General features: G+C 65.6%; 17 protein-coding genes. 14 read left to right on the top strand and 3 right to left on the bottom strand.

Annotated features, from left to right (window positions below; all coding sequences use genetic code 11):
• Positions 1 to 189 precede the first annotated feature (189 nt).
• The 3 genes from QMB55_RS05845 to QMB55_RS05835 all read left to right on the top strand — a co-directional run bounded on the left by QMB55_RS05845 (position 190) and on the right by QMB55_RS05835 (position 2,474).
• Positions 190 to 1,263, top strand: coding sequence for a porin (locus QMB55_RS05845; protein WP_497587742.1), 1,074 nt, complete (start codon positions 190 to 192; stop codon positions 1,261 to 1,263).
• A gap of 78 nt (positions 1,264 to 1,341) precedes the next feature.
• Entirely contained in the window at positions 1,342 to 1,899 is a 558-nt protein-coding gene (locus QMB55_RS05840; RefSeq protein WP_497587741.1) for a chromate transporter, read from the top strand.
• Entirely contained in the window at positions 1,896 to 2,474 is a 579-nt protein-coding gene (locus QMB55_RS05835) for a chromate transporter (protein WP_497587740.1), read from the top strand. The genes QMB55_RS05840 and QMB55_RS05835 overlap by 4 nt, the downstream gene beginning before the upstream one ends.
• Positions 2,475 to 2,583: 109 nt before the next feature.
• Here the strand turns inward: QMB55_RS05835 and QMB55_RS05830 are convergent, their stop codons facing one another.
• Entirely contained in the window at positions 2,584 to 3,423 is an 840-nt protein-coding gene (locus tag QMB55_RS05830) for a histidine phosphatase family protein (protein WP_497587739.1), read from the bottom strand.
• 288 nt (positions 3,424 to 3,711) lie between these two features.
• Here QMB55_RS05830 and gnd point away from each other — a divergent pair, with 288 nt between their 5' ends.
• The 10 genes from gnd (at position 3,712) to QMB55_RS05780 (ending at position 14,629) form a co-directional block, all read left to right on the top strand.
• On the top strand, positions 3,712 to 5,139 hold the full coding sequence (gene gnd / locus QMB55_RS05825) for a decarboxylating NADP(+)-dependent phosphogluconate dehydrogenase (RefSeq protein ID WP_497587738.1): 1,428 nt from the start codon (positions 3,712 to 3,714) through the stop codon (positions 5,137 to 5,139).
• 3 nt (positions 5,140 to 5,142) lie between these two features.
• On the top strand, positions 5,143 to 6,234 hold the full coding sequence (locus QMB55_RS05820) for a PfkB family carbohydrate kinase (protein WP_497587737.1): 1,092 nt from the start codon (positions 5,143 to 5,145) through the stop codon (positions 6,232 to 6,234).
• Between the two features lie 61 nt (positions 6,235 to 6,295).
• Complete coding sequence (locus QMB55_RS05815) at positions 6,296 to 7,021, top strand: FadR/GntR family transcriptional regulator (protein WP_497587736.1); 726 nt, start codon at positions 6,296 to 6,298, stop codon at positions 7,019 to 7,021.
• Between the two features lie 109 nt (positions 7,022 to 7,130).
• Entirely contained in the window at positions 7,131 to 8,240 is a 1,110-nt protein-coding gene (locus tag QMB55_RS05810) for an ABC transporter ATP-binding protein (RefSeq protein ID WP_497587735.1), read from the top strand.
• A 151-nt stretch (positions 8,241 to 8,391) separates the two neighbouring features.
• Complete coding sequence (locus tag QMB55_RS05805; RefSeq protein WP_497587734.1) at positions 8,392 to 9,645, top strand: ABC transporter substrate-binding protein; 1,254 nt, start codon at positions 8,392 to 8,394, stop codon at positions 9,643 to 9,645.
• A 188-nt stretch (positions 9,646 to 9,833) separates the two neighbouring features.
• Positions 9,834 to 10,712, top strand: a complete 879-nt coding sequence (locus QMB55_RS05800; protein ID WP_497587733.1) for a carbohydrate ABC transporter permease — start codon at positions 9,834 to 9,836, stop codon at positions 10,710 to 10,712.
• 129 nt (positions 10,713 to 10,841) lie between these two features.
• A complete protein-coding gene (locus QMB55_RS05795; RefSeq protein ID WP_497587732.1) occupies positions 10,842 to 11,657 on the top strand; it encodes a carbohydrate ABC transporter permease in 816 nt (271 codons plus the stop codon).
• Between the two features lie 27 nt (positions 11,658 to 11,684).
• Positions 11,685 to 12,833: a galactonate dehydratase gene (gene dgoD, locus QMB55_RS05790; RefSeq protein WP_497587731.1), complete on the top strand. Its 1,149-nt coding sequence runs from the start codon at positions 11,685 to 11,687 to the stop codon at positions 12,831 to 12,833.
• A 113-nt stretch (positions 12,834 to 12,946) separates the two neighbouring features.
• A complete protein-coding gene (locus QMB55_RS05785; RefSeq protein ID WP_497587730.1) occupies positions 12,947 to 13,948 on the top strand; it encodes a 2-dehydro-3-deoxygalactonokinase in 1,002 nt (333 codons plus the stop codon).
• 21 nt (positions 13,949 to 13,969) lie between these two features.
• Positions 13,970 to 14,629, top strand: coding sequence for a 2-dehydro-3-deoxy-6-phosphogalactonate aldolase (locus QMB55_RS05780; RefSeq protein WP_497587729.1), 660 nt, complete (start codon positions 13,970 to 13,972; stop codon positions 14,627 to 14,629).
• A 35-nt stretch (positions 14,630 to 14,664) separates the two neighbouring features.
• On the opposite strand, the gene QMB55_RS05775 is transcribed toward QMB55_RS05780, so the two are convergent.
• Positions 14,665 to 15,498, bottom strand: a complete 834-nt coding sequence (locus QMB55_RS05775; RefSeq protein ID WP_497587728.1) for an alpha/beta hydrolase family protein — start codon at positions 15,496 to 15,498, stop codon at positions 14,665 to 14,667.
• Between the two features lie 139 nt (positions 15,499 to 15,637).
• On the opposite strand from QMB55_RS05775, the gene QMB55_RS05770 reads away from it, so the two are divergent.
• On the top strand, positions 15,638 to 16,096 hold the full coding sequence (locus tag QMB55_RS05770; protein ID WP_497587727.1) for an SRPBCC family protein: 459 nt from the start codon (positions 15,638 to 15,640) through the stop codon (positions 16,094 to 16,096).
• 238 nt (positions 16,097 to 16,334) lie between these two features.
• Here QMB55_RS05770 and QMB55_RS05765 read toward each other — a convergent pair whose 3' ends face one another.
• Positions 16,335 to 21,005: an NAD-glutamate dehydrogenase gene (locus tag QMB55_RS05765; protein ID WP_497587726.1), complete on the bottom strand. Its 4,671-nt coding sequence runs from the start codon at positions 21,003 to 21,005 to the stop codon at positions 16,335 to 16,337.
• Positions 21,006 to 21,127: the final 122 nt, after the last annotated feature.

The following is a 21,127-nucleotide window of genomic DNA, read 5'->3' as shown; positions in this document are numbered from 1 at the left end:
TTTTTCACAAGCAATGCGCATTTTTTGTTGCATGCCTGCAACAAGCCTTCGGCTGAAAGCCAGTAATTAAGCGCGTTGCGGTTGCCTGTGGTATCTGTGTTTGCGATGATTGCGTCAGCTTCTCATCAATGAGAGGTCCAGTTTGGCGGCTCCGAGGGCCGCTGACCTTAAACCTAGAGGAGATTTACAATGCAAAAGAAACTCATCGCACTGGCCGTCGCCGGCTTGGTGTCGGGCGCTGCCTTCGCGCAGACCAATGTGACCGTTTACGGTGTGGTCGACGTCGGCTACCAGTACAACAAGTCGGAAGACAACAAGTTCAGCGGCATCGAGTCGGGCGAAATGTCGGGTTCGCGCATCGGCTTCCGCACCACGGAAGCGCTGGGCAACGGCCTGAGCGCCATCGCCCAAGCCGAATTTGGCTTCAAGGCTGACACCAACAGCGGCCTGAACACCGTTCGTAACGCCTGGGTCGGTCTGAAGCACGACCAGATCGGTGCCTTCACCGCCGGTCGTCAGAACAGCGTCGCTTACGACTGGATCGCCAAGGGCTACGCTTCGGACATCACCGTCGTCTACCCGAGCAACACGCTGGCCATCAACTTCACGCAACTGCACTCGAGCGACCGCGTTGACAACTCGGTCAAGTACGCTTCGCCGGTTTGGGGTGGCTTTGAAGTCCGCACCGTTTACGGCTTCGGCGAGAAGGTTAGCTCGGGCCTGAAGAACACGCCGGCTCGCGTTGAGCAGGATACGTCGGACGCTGGCAAGTTCACGCTGGGCGGCGCTTACAAGAACGGCCCGGTTGATCTGGCCCTGATCTACGCGCAAACCTCCCCGAACGATGCGGTTGTCGGTGACGACGGCGTCAAGGGCTGGAGCTTCGGTGGTTCGTTCGACTTCAAGGTCGTCAAGGTCTTCGGTCAGTACCAGCAGGAAAAGAACAAGGCCACGGTCGGTGAATACGACCTCGACCAATGGACGGTTGGCGCTCGTGTTCCGGTTGCCAAGGCCGGCACGGTTGTCGTCGAGTACGTTCGCCTGAAGAAGGATTTCGACGCAGCTGCTTCGGTTGACGGCAAGGCCGCCGGCTGGGGCGTTGGCTATGAGCACGCTTTCTCGAAGCGTACGACCGGCTACGCCGCTGTTAGCCGCATCAGCCACGACGATTTCGTCAGCAAGGGCAACAGCTTCGGTGGCGTGCAGTACGACAAGGACGCCAGCGTCAATTCCTTCGCGATCGGCATGCGTCACACCTTCTAATCAGTCTCCGGACCGATTCGAAACAGAAACGGGCGCTTCGGCGCCCGTTTTTTATTCTCGTCTTTGTGAGAAGTCTTGATGTCCGAAGCACGTCCGCGTTCACCACTTGAGCTTTTTCTGGCGCTATCCTGGCTGGCCTTACAGGGCTTTGGCGGCGTGCTGGCAGTCGTGCAGCACGAACTCGTCGAGCGTCGACGCTGGCTCTCGAAGGAGGAATTCGTCGAGGAGTGGGCGGTAGCGCAGGTGATGCCGGGGCCGAACGTGATCAACCTGTCGCTGGTGCTCGGGGCGCGCTACTTCGGTTGGCGCGGCGCGCTGATGGCTTTGCTCGGGCTGGTCGCATTGCCGCTGGTGATTGTCATCGCCGTGGCGTATACCTACAGCCAATTTTCGGATTCGACCGCCGTGCAGGGTGCGCTGCGTGGGATGGGGGTGGTGGCAGCCGGGCTGATCATCGGTAGCGGGCTCAAGCTCGTTCCTGCACTCAAGCGCAACGTGCTGGGAATGACGATCTGCGCTGTTTTGGGCTTTGGGACTTTCGTCGTCATCGCGCTCTTGCGTCTGCCGCTGCCGGTTGCGGTCTTCGGTTTTGGCGCGCTCGGTTGCGTGCTGGCTTGGAAGCGTTTGTCGCCATGAGCGGAGACCTCGTCTTGTCGGTCGACGATTGGTTGGCCCTCTGCGGTCATTTCATGCTCTGGTCGCTGCTTTCCATTGGTGGGGCGATCACCACCGCCCCGGACATGCACCGCTACCTCGTCGATCAGCGACACTGGCTGACCGATCCACAGTTCTCGTCCTCGATCGCCATCGCGCAGGCGGCGCCAGGCCCCAACATTCTCTTTGTCGCCCTGTTCGGTTGGAACATCGGGCTGAACAGTGGCAGCCTCGGACTGGCCATGCTTGGGGCTTTGCTGGCGATGTGTGGGCTGCTGACGCCCAGCTCCTTGCTCGTTTATTTTTCCTCGCGCTGGTCGCATGCCAACCGCGAACGGCGCAGCGTCCGGGCATTCAAGCAAGGCATGGCGCCGGTGGTCGTGGCGCTGATGCTGGCGACGGGCTGGCTGTTAGCGCGTGCGCACGGCGACGTGGCGCGCGACTGGCCCTTGTGGCTGCTGACGGCGAGTTGCGCCGTCCTGATTTGGCGTACGCGCCTGCACATCCTCTGGCTTTTGGCGGCGGGTGCTTTGCTCGGAGCTTTCGGGCTGGTCTGACGGGCGTTTGTCTCTTTATGTTCGTTTTGCGGCGTCGCGCAGCGAAAAAGCGGAATCCCTGAATTCCGCTTTTCACATTCTGCCGTCTCAGTTGTCCGTAGGCCTTTTGTCAGTGCCCGGCTTCCGGCTGCACGATCCATTGGCCGTCGCGCCGCACCAAGGTGATGGGTTTGGCGTTTTCGACCTTGTAGGCAAAGGCGTTGTTGTCGATCTGGCCCCGCAGCAGGTGGGCGAGCAGGGTTTTGATCGTCAATTCGTGCGAAATGACTACGATGCGTTTTTCCTCTCGCAGGGCTTCGTCGAGCATGGACGAGGCGCGCCGATAGACGTCGGCCAGCGATTCGCCGCGCGGGTAAGCCGCGGTGGCTTGATGGAAAACCGAGGCGTCTCGTCCTTTCTGCATTTCGGGCCAGCGCAAGGCAGCTTCTTCCCAGGTGAGGCTGGTCAGCTCTCCGGCGGAGCGCTCGAAAAGCCGGGGTTCCGGTCTCAGGCGCAAACCGGTCTCGTTGGCGAGTCGTGCGCCGACGAGTACGCCTGAGAGCGTCTGGCGCGTACGCAGCAAGGGCGAATAGAGCCACAACGCTTCTTTCAGCGAGCGGGCGTCGGCGCTGTCCTGGGCGCGAAGGGCTTCACCGGCCTTGACGGCTTGGCTGGCGCCGAGCAGGGTGAGGCTGGAGGCGTTCCAGCCGCTCAGCACTTTGCCGCGACTGTTTTCCAGGCGGCCGTCGAGGCGAGCGATGGTCTGTCCACGGTCGGGATTGTCTTCGCTTTCGCCGTGGCGGATCAGGTCAATGCGCTCGGCTAAAACGGGCTGCGCAATGGCGAATGAAGTGCTGGCCGCGAGCAGCACACCGCAAAGCAGGGCGGAGGCACGTTGGCGCAGGGTGGTGTGACGTATGGGGCGTGGAGTGGGCAGTGTTGGCAGTGTTGCGACGGCAGGAGCGGGCATGGCGACATTCCTTTCTGAGAGGAGAGTATCGAACGAAACCGCGAGGCTGCTGCGAGGATGACTCGTTAGGTGTTATTGATGTGACATAGAATGTCTTACGAGTCGAATAAATTGTACTACAACGATATTGACGCTGGTGGACAACGGTGGCAGACTGCCTTGGCCGTGGGGCGCCGTTGTCGGGGTGAAGACGGGTTTTGGCTTGCACCCTGCCGCAAGCTGAACCATAACAACGGAAGCGATGTGTTCAAGGTGCTCGGTTTAACCTGACTTCGGAAAGGGTTGGACGTGAAAACGCAGTGCGATATCGGTTTGATCGGGCTGGCCGTGATGGGCGAGAACCTCGTCCGCAACATGGCCGGCAAGGGCGTTCGGGTGGCGGTGTACAACCGTACGGCAAGCGTCGTTCAGGCATTCGTCGAGGGCGTGGCGCGCGACCTGCCCGTGTGTGCGGCGGAAAGCATCGCGGAGTTGATGACGATGCTGGCGCGGCCGCGGCGGGTGATGCTGATGGTCAAGGCTGGCCGGCCGGTGGACGAGATGATCGCCCAGCTGTTGCCGCACCTCGAGGCCGGCGACATCGTCATCGATGGCGGCAATTCCCTGTTCCACGATACCCGCCGCCGGCACGCCGAACTCAAGGCGCAGGGCATCCACTACCTCGGGATGGGTGTTTCCGGAGGCGAGGAAGGCGCTTTGCGCGGTCCGAGCATGATGCCGGGCGGCGACCGGGCGGCTTACGACGCCGTCGCGCCAATGTTCACCAAGGTCGCGGCGCAGGTTGAAGGCGGGCCGTGCTGCGCCTACGTCGGACCGGATGGCGCCGGGCATTACGTGAAGATGGTGCACAACGGGATCGAGTATTCCGACATGCAGCTCATCGCCGAGGCCTATCACATCCTGCGCCAGGCCGGCGGCATGAACGCCCGCGAACTGCATCAGGTCTTCGCCGAATGGAACGCCGGGCCGCTCGATTCCTATTTGATCGAGATCACGCGCGACATTTTCGCGGTGAGCGACGAAGAAACCGGCACGCCGCTGGTCGAGATGATCCTCGACAAGGCCGGGCAAAAGGGCACGGGCAAATGGACTTCGCAGGACGCGCTCGACCTCGGTATTCCGACGCCGGCGATTACCGAAGCGGTCTTCGCCCGCTGCATGTCAGCGGCCAAGGCCGAGCGGATGCACGCGGCGGAAATCCTGCCCGGGCCGCAGGGCACGTGGTACGGCGAGCGGGACAAGCTCGTCAAAGCGGTGCATGACGCCCTGTATGCCTCGAAGATCTGTTCCTATGCGCAAGGCTTCGCGTTGATGGCCGCGGCCGGGCGCGAATACGGCTGGACGCTCAACTTTGGCGAAATCGCGCTGCTCTGGCGCGGCGGCTGCATCATTCGCGCGCGTTTCCTGGACAAGATTCGTGACGCCTACACGCGCGACCCGGCGCTGCCCAACCTGATGCTCGATCCCTTCTTCTGCGGGGTGCTTGGCGAGGCGCAGGAGGCCTGGCGCTTCGTCCTCAAGCTGTGCCGCGATCTGGGCATCCCGACGCCGGCGTTCAACGCCTCGCTCGACTATTACGACGCATACCGCCAGGCCGTGCTGCCGGCCAACCTGTTGCAGGCGCAACGCGATTACTTTGGCGCGCACACCTACGAACGCATCGACCGGCCGGGCAGCTTCCACACCGACTGGATCGCCCAGGCGAGAAAGGCTTAAGCGATGACGGCCCCCGTTGCAGGACTTTCGATTCCGGCCGACGCGGCCCTGGACTTCGTTTCGCTCGGTGCCCTGGTGCATCGCCTCGACAGCGGCGTGATCCCCTTCCGCAAGGCGCGCGAGTGCCAGATCCACGTGAGCGGCGGCGAGTTCAACTGCGCCGCCAACCTCGCCGACTGCTTCGGCCTCAAGACCGGCATCGTCAGCGCCATGGTCGATTACCCGATCGGCCAGCTGATCGAGGGCGCCGTGCGGGCGATGGGCGTCCGGCCGTTCTATAAGCATTTTGCGCACAACGGCGTGAACGGTCCCAACATGGCGACGGTATACAGCGATCGTGGCCAGGGCGTGCGCCCGCCGGTCGTCTTCTACAACCGCGCCAATGAGGCCGGCGCGCTGCTCAAAGCCGGCGATTTCGACTGGCCGGCGATCTTTGCCGGCGGCGTGCGCTGGTTCCACAGCGGCGGCATCTTTGCGGCGCTCTCAGAGACGACGCCCGACGTCATCGTCGAAGGCATGCGCGCGGCCAAGGCCGCCGGCGCAGTCGTCTCCTTCGACCTCAACTTCCGCGCCAAGCTCTGGCAGGTCGCCGGTGGCGAGGCCCGCGCAGTCGAGGTGCTGGCCCGCATCCTGCCTTACGTCGACGTGCTGGTGGGCAACGAAGAGGATTTGCAGAAAGGACTGGGCTTGCCCGGCCCGGACGTGGGGGCGCATGCGGAGCTCGACCCGTCGGCCTTCCTGGCGATGATCGACAGCGTCGTGGCGCGCTACCCGCAGATCAAAGTGGTGGCGACGACGCTTCGCGCGGTGCAGTCGACCAACCGCCACCGCTGGAGCGCGGTGGCCTGGGTTCAGGGCGAAACTTTCCAGGCACCGACCGCCGACCTCGACGTGTACGACCGCATCGGCGGGGGTGACGGCTTCGCCGCGGGCTTCTTCTACGGCCTGCTCAGCGGAGAGTCGCCCGAGCAGGCGCTGCGGCTTGGCTGGGCGCACGGCGCCTTGCTCACCACTTACCCTGGCGACACGACGATGGCCACGCTGGCCGAGGTGCGAGCCTTCGCTCGCGGCAGCTCGGCGCGGGTGCAACGGTGAACGGCATGCAGCGCCCGGCTCGGTTAAGATCGCGCCTCCCGATGACATGGAGACGTGTGGTATGACCAAGACCCAGCAGCTGGTGCAGCAATTTGGCAAAGCGATCGCGCAAGGCGAGTACCCGGCCGGTGCATCCTTGCCCTCCGAAGCCGAGCTGTGCAGCCGCTATCTCGCTTCGCGCAACGTGGTGCGCGAGGTCATCCGCGTCTTGTCGACCAAGCGTCTGATCGACGCCCAGGCGCACCGCGGGCTGTTCGTCATGCCGCGCCAGAACTGGAATTACCTCGACGTCGACGTGCTCGGCTGGGTGCTCGAGAAAACCCCCGATCCGACGCTGATCGCTTCGCTGATCGAAGTGCGCAGCCTGATCGAACCGGTGATTTCGCGCTGGGCCGCGGAGCGGGCGACGGCCGTCGACCTGGTCGCGATCGAAGCGAGCTACAACGCCATGGCCAATTACAACGGCGATCTGGCACGCTTCCACGAGGCCGACATCGCCTTCCACAAGGCCATCCTGGTGGCGACGCACAACGTCGTCATCCAGCAGTTGAGCGATGCGATCAGCGCCTTGCAGCGCGCGATCTTCGATTACACCCTCTTCGCCGCAGATCAGCACATGGCGCTGACGCTGAAAGAGCATTTCGACCTTTTCGAGGCCATCCGGCGCCAGAACCCCGAGGCGGCAGAGCGACACAGCCACACCATGGTGCAGCGCACGGCGGTACGGGCACAGCAGTCGGCGGCCGCGCCCGAAGACGCGGCCGTGCCGTTGACGGCGCCTTCGTAGCCGGCAGATTTCACGTTTCACCGTCGCACCGTTTTACCGCCGCTCGCGGCACCCGGAAGCACCGCAGCACCCGAGAGAACCGAAACCATCGTTTTTTGAGGCTCGTGCAATGGCCAGTGTGATTCTGAAAAATGTCTGCAAACGCTTTGGCGGCGTGACGGCGGTCGATGACTTGTCGATCGCCATCGAGGACCGCGAATTCGCCGTCCTCGTCGGCTCGTCCGGGTGCGGCAAAACGACCGCGCTGCGCATGATCGCCGGCCTGGAGAAGGCGACTTCGGGCGACATCTTCGTCGGCGAGACGCGGGTCAACGACCTTGAGCCGCGCGAACGCGACATCGCCATGGTCTTCCAGAGCTACGCGCTCTACCCGCACATGAGTGTGCGCGAGAACATGGGTTTCGGGCTGCGCATCCGCAAGCTCGAACAGAAGGAAATCGACGATCGCGTCGCCGAGGCCGCCGACATCCTGGGCATCCGCGAACTGCTCGAACGCAAACCCAAGGAGCTTTCCGGCGGCCAGCGCCAGCGCGTCGCCGTCGGCCGCGCCATCGTGCGCAAGCCCAAGGTCTTCCTCTTCGACGAGCCGCTTTCCAACCTCGACGCCAAGCTGCGCGTGGCGATGCGCGCCGAGATCAGCAAGCTGCACCGCCGCCTCGGGGCGACGATGATCTACGTGACGCACGACCAGGTCGAGGCGATGACCATGGCCGACCGCATCTTCATCATGAGCCGCGGCGTGCTGCAGCAAAACGGGACGCCGATGGAGGTGTACGCGCGCCCGGCCAACCGCTTCGTCGCCGGTTTCATCGGCTCGCCGGCGATGAACTTCGTCGACGCCACGCTGGACGCCACGAGCGACGGCCTGTGGGTCGATGCGGGCGGCTTCCGAGTGCGGGTTCCAGCGGCCTTCGAGGCCCCGCTGGACGGGCATCGTGGGCAGGGGGTGGTTTTCGGCGTCCGCCCGGAGGACATCGCCCTGGCGTCGGCGTCCGGCAGCGAGCGGAACGACGAAGATAACGTGGTGAATGCGCGCGCTGAAGTCGTCGAAACGCTCGGGGCGGAGATCTTCCTGCACCTGGCCTGCGGCGCGCACACGCTGGTTGCGCGCATGCCGGTGCCCGAGCGCATGGTTGAGGTCGGCGAGACGGTGCAAGTTGAATTCAAGATGGCCAAGACACACCTGTTCGATAAAACGAACGAGGTCACCCTGGTGTGAGTGTTCGACGGCCGCGCAAAGGGCGGCCGAAGCTTTGGTACGACACGCAGCAACGATGGTTTTTCGCAGTAGGCTGGGGCGCTCTCCGGTCGCGGGCAGGCAAAGCGACCGCCGAGCAGGGGATGCAACTCAATCGACGTTCGGAGGAATCATGAAAAAGCTGGTCCTGGGTTCAGTGGTGTGTCTGTCCGCGCTGGGTTTCGCTTCGGGGGCGCTGGCGCAAGGCAAGGAAATCCGTGTGCTGCTCGCCAACCATCCATACGGTGAGCTGCTCAAGTCGGCGATCCCGCAGTTCGAGAGCGCGACGGGCATCAAGGTCAATGTCGAAAGCCTGCAGGAAGGGCAGCTGACGACCAAACTGACGACCGAGTTCGCGACGCGTTCGTCGACGGTCGACGTGTTCATGACCCGGCCGCTGCAGGAAGGCAAGATGTTCTACAAGAACGGCTGGTACGAGCCGCTGGCGATGGACTTTGCCGACTATCCCAAGAACGTGCTGTCCGTCGGCACCTTTGGCGACAAGACCTACATCGTGCCGCTGGTCACCGAATGGCAGGTGCTCTACTACCGCAAGGACCTGTTCAAGGCCGCCAACCTCAAGGTGCCGACGACCTTTGCCGAACTCGAGGACGCCGCGAAGAAACTCAATTCCGACGCCGTCGCCGGCATCGCCTCGCGCGGCAAGGGCGCAGCGGCGGTGACCCAGCTCTCGAGCTACATCTATAACTATGGCGGCGCCTACCTCGACAAGGGCGTCGCGGTCTTCGACAGCGCCCCGGCGGTCGAGGCGACCCGCTTCTACGGCAAGCTGCTCGGCAGCTACGGGCCGAAGGGCGTGACCTCGATGTCGTGGGAAAACATCATGCCGCTCTTCCAGGCCGGCAAGGTCGCGATGTGGACCGATGCCTCGGTGTTCTACGGTCAGACCGTCGATCCGGCCAAGACCCAGGTCCCGGCCGAAAACGTAGGTATCGCCAACCTCCCGGCCGGGCCGAAGACCAATGCCCCGTTCATCGTGTCCTCGTGGGGCATGTCGATGGCCAAGCAGTCGAAGAACAAGGAGAACGCCGCCAAGTTCCTCGCCTGGGCCACGAGCAAGGAACTCGCCGCGCAAGCCATGTTGAGCAACATCACGATGGCGCGCTCCTCGGTCTGGGAAGACAAGGTCGTGCTCGAGAAGATCAATCCCGGCTTGGTTGAAACGCGCGCGTTTGCGGCCAAGAACGGCACGCCCTTCGATCGTCCGTACATGAGCGCGGTCGGCGAGGCGCGTGACCTGATCGGCGAACTGATCATCGAGTCGATCAACACCAAGGGTGCGTCGACCAAGCTCGACGCGATGGCCAAGGACCGCGCCAAGAAGGTCAATGAGCTGCTGCAAGACACTGGCGAATACGGTAAATGAGCGGCAAATGAGCGGCAAGTGAGCGGCAAATAAGCCGCTCATGCGTGTCGGTTGAGTCGTGAGTGAATGCCGGCGCCCGGGTGCGGCGCCGGCCCTGACGCGGGGGCGACGCTCCGCCCCGCGCCGGGAGGGTTTGGAGCGTTGATGCCAGCCGTCGGGCGAACGCGAGGAAAGTACAGAGGCCTGTAATGATGAAATCGAGCTTCGTGGAACGGAACCTGCACATCCTGTTCCCCCTCCCGGCGATCCTCTTCGTCGCCCTGTTGATGATCTTCCCCGTGCTGTACACGTTGGGCTTAAGCTTCACCAACTGGAACCTCACCTCCGGCATGCCGATGTCGTTCAACGGGATCAACAGTTACCTGCGGGTGCTCGCCGAGCCGCGTTTCCTCGATGCCTTCTGGCGGACCTTCGCCTTCACCTTTTTTGCGGTCGCGATCGAGGCCGTGCTCGGCGTCGCCATCGCGCTGATCCTCAACCGCGCCTTCGTCGGCAAGAGCATCGCCAAGCTGCTCCTGCTGCTGCCGCTGGTGGCGACGCCGGTGGCGGTGGGGATCGTCTTCAACCTCTTCTACGACCCGACGATCGGCCTCGTGAACTACCTGCTCCAGAGCGTCGGGCTGCCGCAGGGCTTGTGGGTGTCCGATGCCAAGTCGGTGCTCGCGGCGCTGGTCATCGTCGATGTCTGGCAATGGACGCCGATGATCACCCTCATCGTGTTGGCCGGTCTCGCGGGGCTGTCCGAGGAGCCGGTCGAGGCGGCGCGCGTCGACGGCGCGAGCGAGTGGCAGATCCTGCGCCACGTGACCATTCCGATGGTGATGCCGGTGATCCTCACCGCCGTCATCCTGCGCCTCATCGACGCCTTGAAGACCTTCGACATCATCTTCGCGATGACCGGCGGTGGGCCGGGCTACGCGTCCGAAACGCTCAACATTCTCGGCTTCAAGTACAGCTTCGAATATTTCCGCATGGGACAGTCGTCGGTGATCCTGGTCGTCCTGTTCCTGGTCGTCTTCCTGTGCAGCCTGCTGATCATGAAGCTGCGCGCATCGTCCGAGCACTGATTCCATGCGCAAACCTCGCGTGACGTTGTCGACTTCGCCTTGCCGTGCAAGGTGCGCTGTCTGCGGCTCGTCTTCGTGTCACGCAAGATTTACGCATGGAATGGCCGAGGTGTTTTCGTGGAGTCCGCAATGAACAAGAAATTCTTCACCACCCTGGCGTTCTACGTCACCGTCGCGGCAATTGCCACCATCGTCCTCTTTCCATTTCTCTGGATGCTGGCGTCGTCGTTCAAGACGCAGGTCGACATCATCGCCTGGCCGCCGAAATTTATCTTCGAGCCGACCTTGCAGAACTACCTCAAGGTCTTCGAGGAGCAGGACTTCCTGAAGTACTTCATCAACTCGACCATCGTCGGCGGCCTCGCGGTCGGCCTCTCGCTGCTGCTCGGGTTGCCCGCCGCGTATTCGATCTCGCGCTATGCGCAGAAGCGGCTGGCGGTGTTCATCCTGCTCGCCCGCCTGATGCCCGGCATCTCCTTCCTGATGCCCTGGTACATCGTCTTCTCGCGCCTTAACCTGATGGACAGCTACACCGCGCTGGTGCTCTCGCACATGCTGATCGCGCTGCCCATCGTGGTGTGGATCATGTCCACCTACTTCAACTCGATCCCGCGCGAACTGGAAGAGTCGGCGATGGTCGACGGCGCCACGCGGCAGTACGCCTTCTGGGCGGTGATCCTGCCGCTCTCGGGGCCGGGGATCATCACCGCGACGACGCTCTCCTTCATTTTCTCGTGGAACAACTTCATGTTCTCGCAGGTGCTGAGCATGGAGAAGACCAAGACGTTGCCGATCGCCGTCTACAACTTCGTCTCCTACGCCGAAGTCGACTGGGGCGGAGTGATGGCCGCGGCGGTGGCGATCATGACGCCGGCCATCGTGCTGACCATGATTTTCCAGAAGTACGTCGTCAAGGGGCTGACCATGGGCGCGGTGAAGGGTTGATCGGAGAACGCAGATCGGAGAATGCACATGAAAATCACCCGCCTCACCACCTACCGCGTGCCACCGCGCTGGCTGTTCCTCAAGATCGAGACCGACGCCGGTGTCGTCGGCTGGGGCGAGCCGGTGATCGAAGGGCGGGCGCGCACCGTCGAGGCGGCGGTGCATGAATTGTCCGACTACCTCGTCGGCAAAGATCCGGCGCGCATCAACGACCTCTGGCAGATGCTTTACCGCGGCGGCTTCTACCGCGGCGGACCGATCCTGATGAGCGCCATCGCCGGTATCGACCAGGCCTTGTGGGACATCAAGGGCAAGGTGCTCGGCGTGCCCGTGTATGAACTGCTCGGCGGCCTGGTGCGCGACAAGATGAAGATGTACAGCTGGGTCGGCGGCGACCGCCCGGCGGACGTGATCGCCGGCATCCGCACCCTGCAGGCGCACGGCTTCGACACGTTCAAGCTCAACGGCTGCGAAGAAATGGGCTTGATCGACTCGAGCCGCGCGGTCGACGCTGCGGTCGGTGTGGTCGCCGAGATTCGCGCCGCCTTCGGCGACGCCATCGAATTCGGGCTCGATTTTCACGGCCGCGTTGCTGCACCGATGGCGCGCGTGCTGATCCGCGAGCTCGAGCCCTATCGCCCCTTGTTCATCGAGGAGCCGGTGCTGGCCGAGCAGGCCGAGTATTACCCGCGCCTCGCCGCGCAGACGCACATTCCGCTCGCCGCCGGCGAACGCATGTTCTCGCGCTTCGACTTCAAGCGCGTGCTCGAAGGCGGCGGCATCGCCATTCTCCAGCCCGACCTCTCACACGCTGGCGGCATCACCGAGTGCGTGAAGATCGCGGCGATGGCCGAGGCCTACGACGTCGGCCTCGCGCCACATTGCCCGCTCGGTCCGCTGGCGCTCGCGGCCTGCCTGCACGTCGACTTCGTCGCCCGCAACGCGGTGCTGCAGGAACAGAGCATGGGCATCCACTACAACCAGGGCGCCGAGCTGATGGACTACGTGCTCAACCCCGAAGACTTTGCCTTCCATTCCGGTTACATGCTGCCGCCGAAGAAACCCGGTCTCGGCGTCGAAGTGAACGAGGCGCTGGTGATTGAGCGCAGCCGCAACGCCCCCGACTGGCGCAACCCGGTCTGGCGGCACGCCGACGGCGCGGTGGCGGAGTGGTGAACCGGGCGGTCCCGCCAGGACGTGGCGGGACCGCGGGTGTATCCTTGTCAAAACGCAGGGGCCGTGTCGCTCGATACGCTTCGCCGTTGCGCCTCTGTCCTGAATAGAGTCCGATGTCTTCCTCGTTGCCTCTTCCTCACCTGCTGGCCCTCGACTGGGGGACGAGCCGTTTGCGCGCGTTCCTGATGTGCGCCGGTGAGGTGGTCGCCGAACGCGAATCGGCACATGGCATCCAGCACCTCCCCGAGCCCGGCCCGGGCGGCTACGCGACCGCGTTGGCGCAGTTGGCCGGAGATTGGCTTGAGCGCCAGCCGGAACTGCCGCTGCTCGCCTGCGGCATGGTCGGCAGCGCCCAAGGCTGGTGCGAGGCACCGTATGTGCCGTGCCCGGCCGATGCGGCGGCGCTGGCTGCACAGGCCGTTCCGGTCGAGACGGCGCATGGCCGGCCGATGTGGATCGTGCCCGGCGTTTCGTGCGACTTTGCCGGCGCGGCGCCCGGGCGCCTGCCCGACGTGATGCGCGGCGAGGAAACCCAGATCGTCGGCGCGCTCGCGGCCGAAATCGTTACCGCCGTTGATGCCGAAGACCTTGCCGCCACGCTTGGCGCGCGCCGCATTTACATCCTGCCCGGAACGCACTCGAAATGGGCGACGGTCGAGGACGGCCGCATCGTGCGCTTTTCCACCGACCTCACTGGTGAACTGTACGCCGTGCTGCGCGCGCATTCGATCCTCGGGCGCCTGATGCCGACCGAGGTGGCGCCCTTCGATGACGCCGCTTTCGCGCGCGGCGTTCAGGTCGGGGCGCGCGGCGAGGGGGGGCTGACGCACCAGCTCTTTTCGGTGCGCACGCTGGCGCTGGCCGGCGAACTCGCGCCCGCGGCACTGCCCGACTACCTCTCCGGCCTGTTGATCGGGCACGAGGTGGCGAACGAACTGCGCGCGGCGACGGCGTTGTCCGCCGCCGTCCCGGCGCTGATCGGCGATCCGGCGCTGTGCGCCCGCTATGCCCGTGCCTTCGCCCTTTTGGCGGCCCCCACGCCGCAGGTCTTGTCCAACACTGCGCCACGCGGTCTGTGGCGGATCGCCCAAGCGTGTGGTCTGATCCCTCTCTGAGTACCTCCCCGAAAGCCTCCCATGCCTTACCCGAGTCCCGCCAACGTTCTCAAACTGCGCTTTGCCAGCGCTTTCGCCACCCTGCCGCTGGTCGCCATCCTGCGCGGTCTGCCGCCGGCCGATGCCGCTTCGGTTGGGCAGGCGCTGTACGCCGCCGGCTTTCGCTTGATTGAAGTACCGCTCAACTCGCCCGACCCGCTCGAGAGCATCGCCATCCTGCGCGCGGTGTTGCCCGAGGACGCCGTGGTCGGCGCCGGCACCGTACTCAGCCCGGAACGGGTGCGCGCAGTGGCCGACGTCGGTGGCGAGTTGATCGTCATGCCACACGCCGATGTTCGGGTCATCGAGGCTGCGGTGGCCGCCGGGCTACCCTGCCTGCCGGGCGTGGCGACGCCGACCGAGGCCTTCGCCGCGCTGGAAGCCGGTGCCACCGGGCTCAAGCTCTTCCCCGGCGAGCTCGTCACGCCGCCCGTGGTCAAGGCACTGCGCGCCGTGCTGCCCAAGACGACGCGTTTGCTGCCGGTTGGCGGCATCACGCCGCAGACGATGGCCGCCTATCGCGTGGCCGGCGCCAGCGGCTTCGGCCTCGGCTCGGCACTCTACACGCCGGGCCTGAGCGCCGACGAGGTCGGCCGCCGCGCCGCCGATTTCGCCGCCAGCTGGCGCGTGCTGGCGATGTAAGGCAGCGGCGCTGCGGCGCCTTTTGCCGTCGGCGGTTAGGGCTTGGCGGCGGGCGCAGCGTCCGGTGTCGTCAGCAATTCACGCAGGGCCAAGGTGACTTCGGGGGCGCGGAAAGCGCTGTTGTGATCGGCGTAGGGGAGGGCCGCAAAGCGGGCCTGCACGCCTTGCGCCGTCAGCGCCTTGACGTAGGCTTCGGCGAGTTGCGGGCGGGTGTTGTCGTCGCGCTCGCCGGTCAGGGCGATGACCCGCGTTGACGGGGCGACCTTGCCGATCCAGGCGCTGGGATTCTCGCTGCGCGACCACGCGCCGCCGCCGCGCGAAGCGCGCCAGACCCCGAGATCGCACGGGCAGGCGACGAGGACGGCGCTGTCGGCCAGTCCCGGGGCCATGCCCAGCAACACCGCGGCGGAGGCCGCGCCGCCCGAATGCCCGACCAGCACGGTCCGCTTCGGCGCGTAGTGTGCCTTCAGGCGTTCGATGGCGGCGGCGAGCTCGCGGAGATTGACGTCGGTGTAGTGGTCGCGCCGCCCGCCGTGCCCGAAGGCGACGCCCGATTCGCTGCCGCTGCCGTCCGGATAGCCGGGGCGCACCAGGGCCACCGATCTCGCCGTGTCGGCGCCGAGTTCGGCGGTCGCCTTCTCGGCGATGGCGAAGTGGTAGTTCGCCGGGCCGCCCGAGGAGACGTCGCCGTGCAGCCAGACGATGAACGTTTCCGGCGTCTCGCTGCCGAATTGACGCATGCGCAGGCATTGTTCGACGCCGCTGACGGCGGTGGCGGCGAGCGGTTCGGCGCAAGGCTCGGCGTGCAGCGGCGTACCGACAAGGGCGAGGAGCAGCGGGAAGAAACGACGGGCAAGACGCAGGGGCATGGCGGAACTCCCGGTTCGTTATGGCGCAGGGCCGTGGTTTTTATGGCGCGACATGCCATTGTCCCACAGTCGCCGCGGGCAAGGCATTGAGCGCCCGGCCGTCGGGGCGCGTCACAAAATCGAGAGATGGAGGCCCGACATGATCGACATCCAACATCGGATCGGTGTCCGCGCGCCGATCGGCGCCGTTTATCGGGCCTTGGCGACCCCGGAGGGGTTGGCGCATTGGTGGACTGAGGCGGTTCACGGTGAGGCGCGGCCGGGTGGGCGGATCGACTTTCGCTTTCAGGCGCCGGACGGAACGTACGTCGGCGAGATCGCGATGGAGGTGATCGAGCTGGCCGAAGGGCAGCGGGTTCGCTGGCGCTGCGTGGCGGGGCCGGCCGAATGGATCGGCACGGAAATCCGCTTCGAGTTGCTGCGCCAGGACGGGCTGACGATCGTCCGCTTCGGCCATCTGGGCTGGACGGAGGCGGTTGAGTTCACCGCGCATTGCAGCATGAAGTGGGCGACCTTCCTGCTCAGCCTGCGCGACTACGTCGAGACCGGCCGCGGCCGGCCGGCGCCGGGCGACCTCAAGATCGACAACTGGAACTGAGCCCGCGCCTCATCGCGCGGTCGTTCCGGGTCGGCCTGGAACGACCGCTGGATGCGCCCTCCAGGCCGGCTGCAGGGCGCGCCGGATGGACCTCCGGGCGGGCCGTGCGTGCATTCTTTCCTGGCAAAAAAAGCGGGGACCTTCCGTTGCCGGTCGGTCCCCGTGCACCAAGGGGAAGTGCCTAAACACCTACTACTTGCCTACAACTCCTTGCGTGCGGCAGGCGTGAGCTTTGGGCTCACGCGTTGCAGCGCAGGCGGATCTCGGCGAGGCTGGCCGAGATCATCGCCAGGTCTTGCGGCGCATTGCGCTTGACTTCGTCGATCACCGTGCGCACTCCGGGCAGAACGGCCTGGAGCGCGGCGGCGTCCCGTTGCAGCAGGGCGCGGCGCAGGTCGCGCAGCTCGTTGGCGAGCTGCGCGCGGGCGCGGGCCTGCCAGCGGTTGCTGGCCGGCAGGCGGGCGATGGCCCGGCTGAGCCAGGGCAGGTCGACGCTGGCGTCGAGCTGGGCGCTGGCGGTGGTGACGTCGGCGATCGGCCGGCCGCTGGCGTGCGCCAGATCGACGAGTTCGACGCTGCCGATCACCGAGGCACGCGCTTCGAGCAGGGCCGCCAGGGCTTCGTCGCCGTTCTTGCCGGCGTGCGCCGTGGCGACGGCCTGGGCGATGGCCGCCCGGTAACGCTCGACGATGGCCGAGATCGAGGCGCCTGCGGTCTGCGGCGAGGCGAGGATCTGCTGCGTGATCGCGCCGACCGTTTCGCGCAGGGCGCCCATCATCGCCATCTGCTGTGCTGCCGGAAGCTTGAGGTCCTGCGCTTCGATCGCCTTCCAGGCCGCTTCGGCGCCGATCAGCTCGCTGGCGGCGAACCAGGCGCTGGCGACTTGCGCCGCGTCGGCGCCGGTTTCATCGCTGAGCTGGACGACGAAGCTCGTGCCCATGCGGTTGACCAGGCGATTGACGAGCTGGGTGGTGACGATCTCGCGCTTGAGCGGGTGGCTCGGCAGTTGTGCCGCGCAGGCCTTGACCAGCGCCGGCGGGAAGTACTCGACGAGCAGCTGTTGCAGCTCGGCGGCGTCGGGCAGCGGCGAGGCGAGGATGGCTTCCTTGAGCGCGATCTTGCTGTAGGCGAGCAGGACGGCGATTTCGGAGGTCACCAGACCGCGGCGCAGCTGGCCGCGTTCGGCGAGCGCCTTGTCGTCGGGCAGGAACTCGATCGCCCGGTTGAGCGCGCCCTTGGCTTCCAGCGTGCGGATCAGCTGCGCGTGCGCCGGCAGGTGCGCCTGCCCGTTCGCCGCTTCGAGCGAGATGGCCTGCGTCTGCTGGTAGTTGTCGGCGAGCACCAGACGACCGACGTCATCGGTCATCGAGGCGAGCAGAGCGTCGCGCTGCTTGCGCGTCATGTCGCCACCGGCGACCAGCGCGGAGAGCAGGATCTTGATGTTCACCTCGTGGTCGGAGCAATCGACGCCGGCCGAGTTGTCGATGGCGTCGGTGTAGAGGCGACCGCCGGCCAGCGCAAACTCGATGCGGCCCTTCTGGGTCATGCCCAGGTTGCCGCCTTCGCCGATCACCTTGGCACGCAGCTCGGTGGCATCGACGCGGATCGCATCGTTGCTGCGGTCGTTGGCCTCCTGGTGGCTCTGGGTGCTGGCCTTCACGTAGGTGCCGATGCCGCCGTTATAGACGAGGTCGACCGGGGCCTTGAGCAGGGTGTTCAGGAGTTCGCTCGGCGCCATCTGCTCGACGCTCACGCCCAGCCACTCGCGCACTTCGGGCGAAAGCGGGATGGTCTTCGCGGTGCGCGGCCAGACGCCGCCGCCCTGCGAGATCAGGCTCTTGTCGTAGTCGTCCCAGCTGCTGCGCGGCAAGGCGAAGAGGCGGGCGCGTTCGGCGTGGCTCTTGGCCGGGTCCGGGTTCGGGTCGAGGAAGACGTGGCGGTGGTCGAAGGCGGCCATCAGCTGGATCTGCTCGGAAAGCAGCATGCCGTTGCCGAAGACGTCGCCGCTCATGTCGCCGATGCCGACCACGGTGAAGGGCTCGCTCTGGATGTCGCGCCCGAGTTCGCGGAAGTGGCGCTTGACCGCCTCCCACGCGCCGCGCGCGGTGATGCCCATCTTCTTGTGGTCGTAGCCGACCGAGCCGCCGGAAGCGAAAGCGTCGCCGAGCCAGAAGCCGTATTCGATGGCGATGCCGTTGGCGATGTCGGAGAAGGACGCGGTGCCCTTGTCGGCAGCAACCACGAGGTAGGGATCGTCACCGTCACGGCGACGCACGCCGGCGGGCGGTACGACCTTGCCGTCGACGAGGTTGTCGGTCAGGTCGAGCAGGCCGCGGATGAAGGTCTGGTAGCAGGCGATACCTTCAGCCATGAAGGCGTCGCGGTCGCTCGGCGCGGGCAGGCGTTTGCCGACGAAGCCGCCCTTAGAACCGAGCGGGACGATGACGGCGTTCTTGACCATCTGCGCTTTGACGAGGCCCAGGACCTCGGTGCGGAAGTCTTCCATGCGGTCGGACCAGCGCAGGCCGCCGCGCGCGACGCGCGAGCCGCGCAGGTGCACGCCCTCGACGCGCGGGCTGTAGACGAAGATTTCGTACAGCGGCACGGGTTTCGGGAGGAAGGGAATCTGCTGCGAGGAGAGCTTGAACGACAGGTAGGGCTTGGCCTTGCCGTCGGCGCCGTTCTGCCAGGCGTTGGTGCGCAGGGTGGCGAGGATGACGGTGCGGAAGCCGGCCAGGATGCGGTCGTCGTCGAGGTTGGTGACGCGGGCGAGTGCGGCGTCGATCTCGGCGTTGATCTCGGTTTCGCGCACCTCGTCGGCCTCCGGTCCCAGGCGGGCGACGAAAAGCTCGGCGAGCAGGGCGGCGATGTGCGGGTGGGCGGCCAGACTGCGCTCGATATAGACCTGGCTGAAGGGCAGCCCGGCCTGGCGCAGGTAGCGCGCGTAGGCACGCAGGACGGTGACGCGCGCATCGTCGAGACCGGCGAGCAACACGAGACGGTTGAAACCGTCGTTCTCGGCCTCGTCGCGCAGGAGCTTCTCGAGCAGGGCGATGAACGCGCTGCGCGTCGCTTCGTCGTCGAGGGCGTCGGCGCGCGGCAGCAGCACGGCGAAGTCGGCCATGTGCAGTTCGCTGTGCTCAAGCTTGAACGGCTGCTCGGAGAGCACCGTCACGCCGAGGTTTTCGAACACCGGCAGGACGGTCGACAGCGGCCGCGGGCGGCCGTTGCGGAAGAGCTTGATGTGCTGGTGCGAGCCGTCGTCGCCGTAGGGCGCGTTGAGCTTCACTTCGACGCGGCCGCTCTCTTCGGCGACGGCAAGGCGCTCGAGGTCGGAGACCGCCGAGGTGGGCGGCACCTGATCCTGATAGGCGAGCGGCAGGGCCTGGGCGTAGCGGCGCAGCAGCGCGTTGCCGCGTTCCTCGCCGCAGTGCTCGATGAGGTTGGTTTGCAGCTCGTCCTGCCAGCCGCGGACGATGCGCGCGACTTCGACTTCGAGCACTTCGGCGTCGTAGTCAAAGCGCGTTCCGGCCGGCATGCGGGCGATGAGGTGCAGGCGGGCGAGGCGCGATTCGCCGACGGTGACGAAAAAGTCGACGTTGTCGGTCTTGAGCGTTTCGGCGAGCAGCACGGCGATGCGCTTGCGCACGTTGGAGTCGAAGCGGTCGCGCGGCATGTACACGAGGGCCGAGACGTAGCGGCCCCAGCTGTCGTTGCGCAGGAAGACGCGTACGCGCGGGTTTTCCTGCAGGGTGACGATGCCCGAGGCGATGCGTTCGAGGTCGGCGGTGTCGATCTCGATCAACTCGTCGCGCGGGAAGGTTTCCAGCACGTTGACCAGGGTCTTGTCCTTGTGGCTGCCGGGGGCGAAGCCGCAGGCCGCGCGCACGGCGGCGACCTTGCCGCGCACGACCGGAATCTCGCCGGTGGTGACGTGGTAGACGTGGCTGGCGTAGAGGCCGACGAAGACGTGCTCGCCGGCGATCTTGCCCTTGGCGTCGCGGTAATGCACGCCGATGAAGTCGAGGTAGCCGGGGCGATGCACGGTCGAGCGGCCGTCGGCCTTGATCAGGGTCAGCGGCGAAGGCAGTTGCTCGATGGCGGCGACATCGCCCGGGATGTCGGCGAGGCAGCTGCCGAAGCGCGGGTGGTCGTTGCGGCGCAGCAGGCCGTAGCCGCCGGCGGCTTCGCGCTTGAGCTCGCTGGCGCCGGGGGCGACGGTGTAATGGGCGTAGCCGAGGAAGACGAAGTTGCCGTCACCGATCCAGTCGAGGAATTCGCGGATTTCGGCGTTTTCCGGCGTGTCTTTGAGCACGGCGATGGCTTCGCCGATGCGCTGGCGCATCGGGTCGGCGTCTTCGACCGCGGCGCGCACGTCGGCGAGCACCGATTCAACGTCCTGACGCAGCGCGTCGACCTGGGCCGGATCGCTGATTCGGTCGAATTCGATGTGGATCCACGACTCGGTGAGGCTCCCCGTGCTGCCGCGCTCGTGGGTCTTGCTGAGGGCGCCCTTGGCGTCGCGCTCGACGCCCAGCAGCGGGTGCATGATGTGGTGGATGGTCAGGCCGTGACGGTAAATCGCCTGGGTCACCGAGTCGACCAGGAAGGGCATGTCGTCGGTGACGATGTCGAGCACCGAATGCGAGTTGTGCCAGCCGTGGCGATCGAAATCGGGCGTGTACAAGGCCACTGCGGCCTGGCCGGGCTGCCGTGCGGCGCCCAGCCGGTGATGCTGCACGGCGGCACCGTGCAGGTCTTCGGGGCTGGCGTCGCCGAAGGCGGCGACGTCGGCGTCGGCGAAATAGTGCGCTAGATGCTCGCCGAGCGCGGGGGAAACTTTCAGGCGCGCCGAAATTTCGCGCAGACTGCGTAACAGGCTGTTATCGGCGTCGGATACGATCGTCATTGCTGTCACCTCTTGTAAGTTATGGATGGCCCTGGGGTCTTCCGGGTTGGGTCTGGTGTTTCGCGTCTCTAGGTGCAAAAAAAGAACTAAAAGAGCGGTCAAACGTTATGCAGGACGTCGCT

The organism is Propionivibrio sp., assembly GCF_041441355.1.
GTDB lineage: Bacteria > Pseudomonadota > Gammaproteobacteria > Burkholderiales > Rhodocyclaceae > Propionivibrio.
This window is presented reverse-complemented; position numbering and strand designations above follow the sequence as displayed.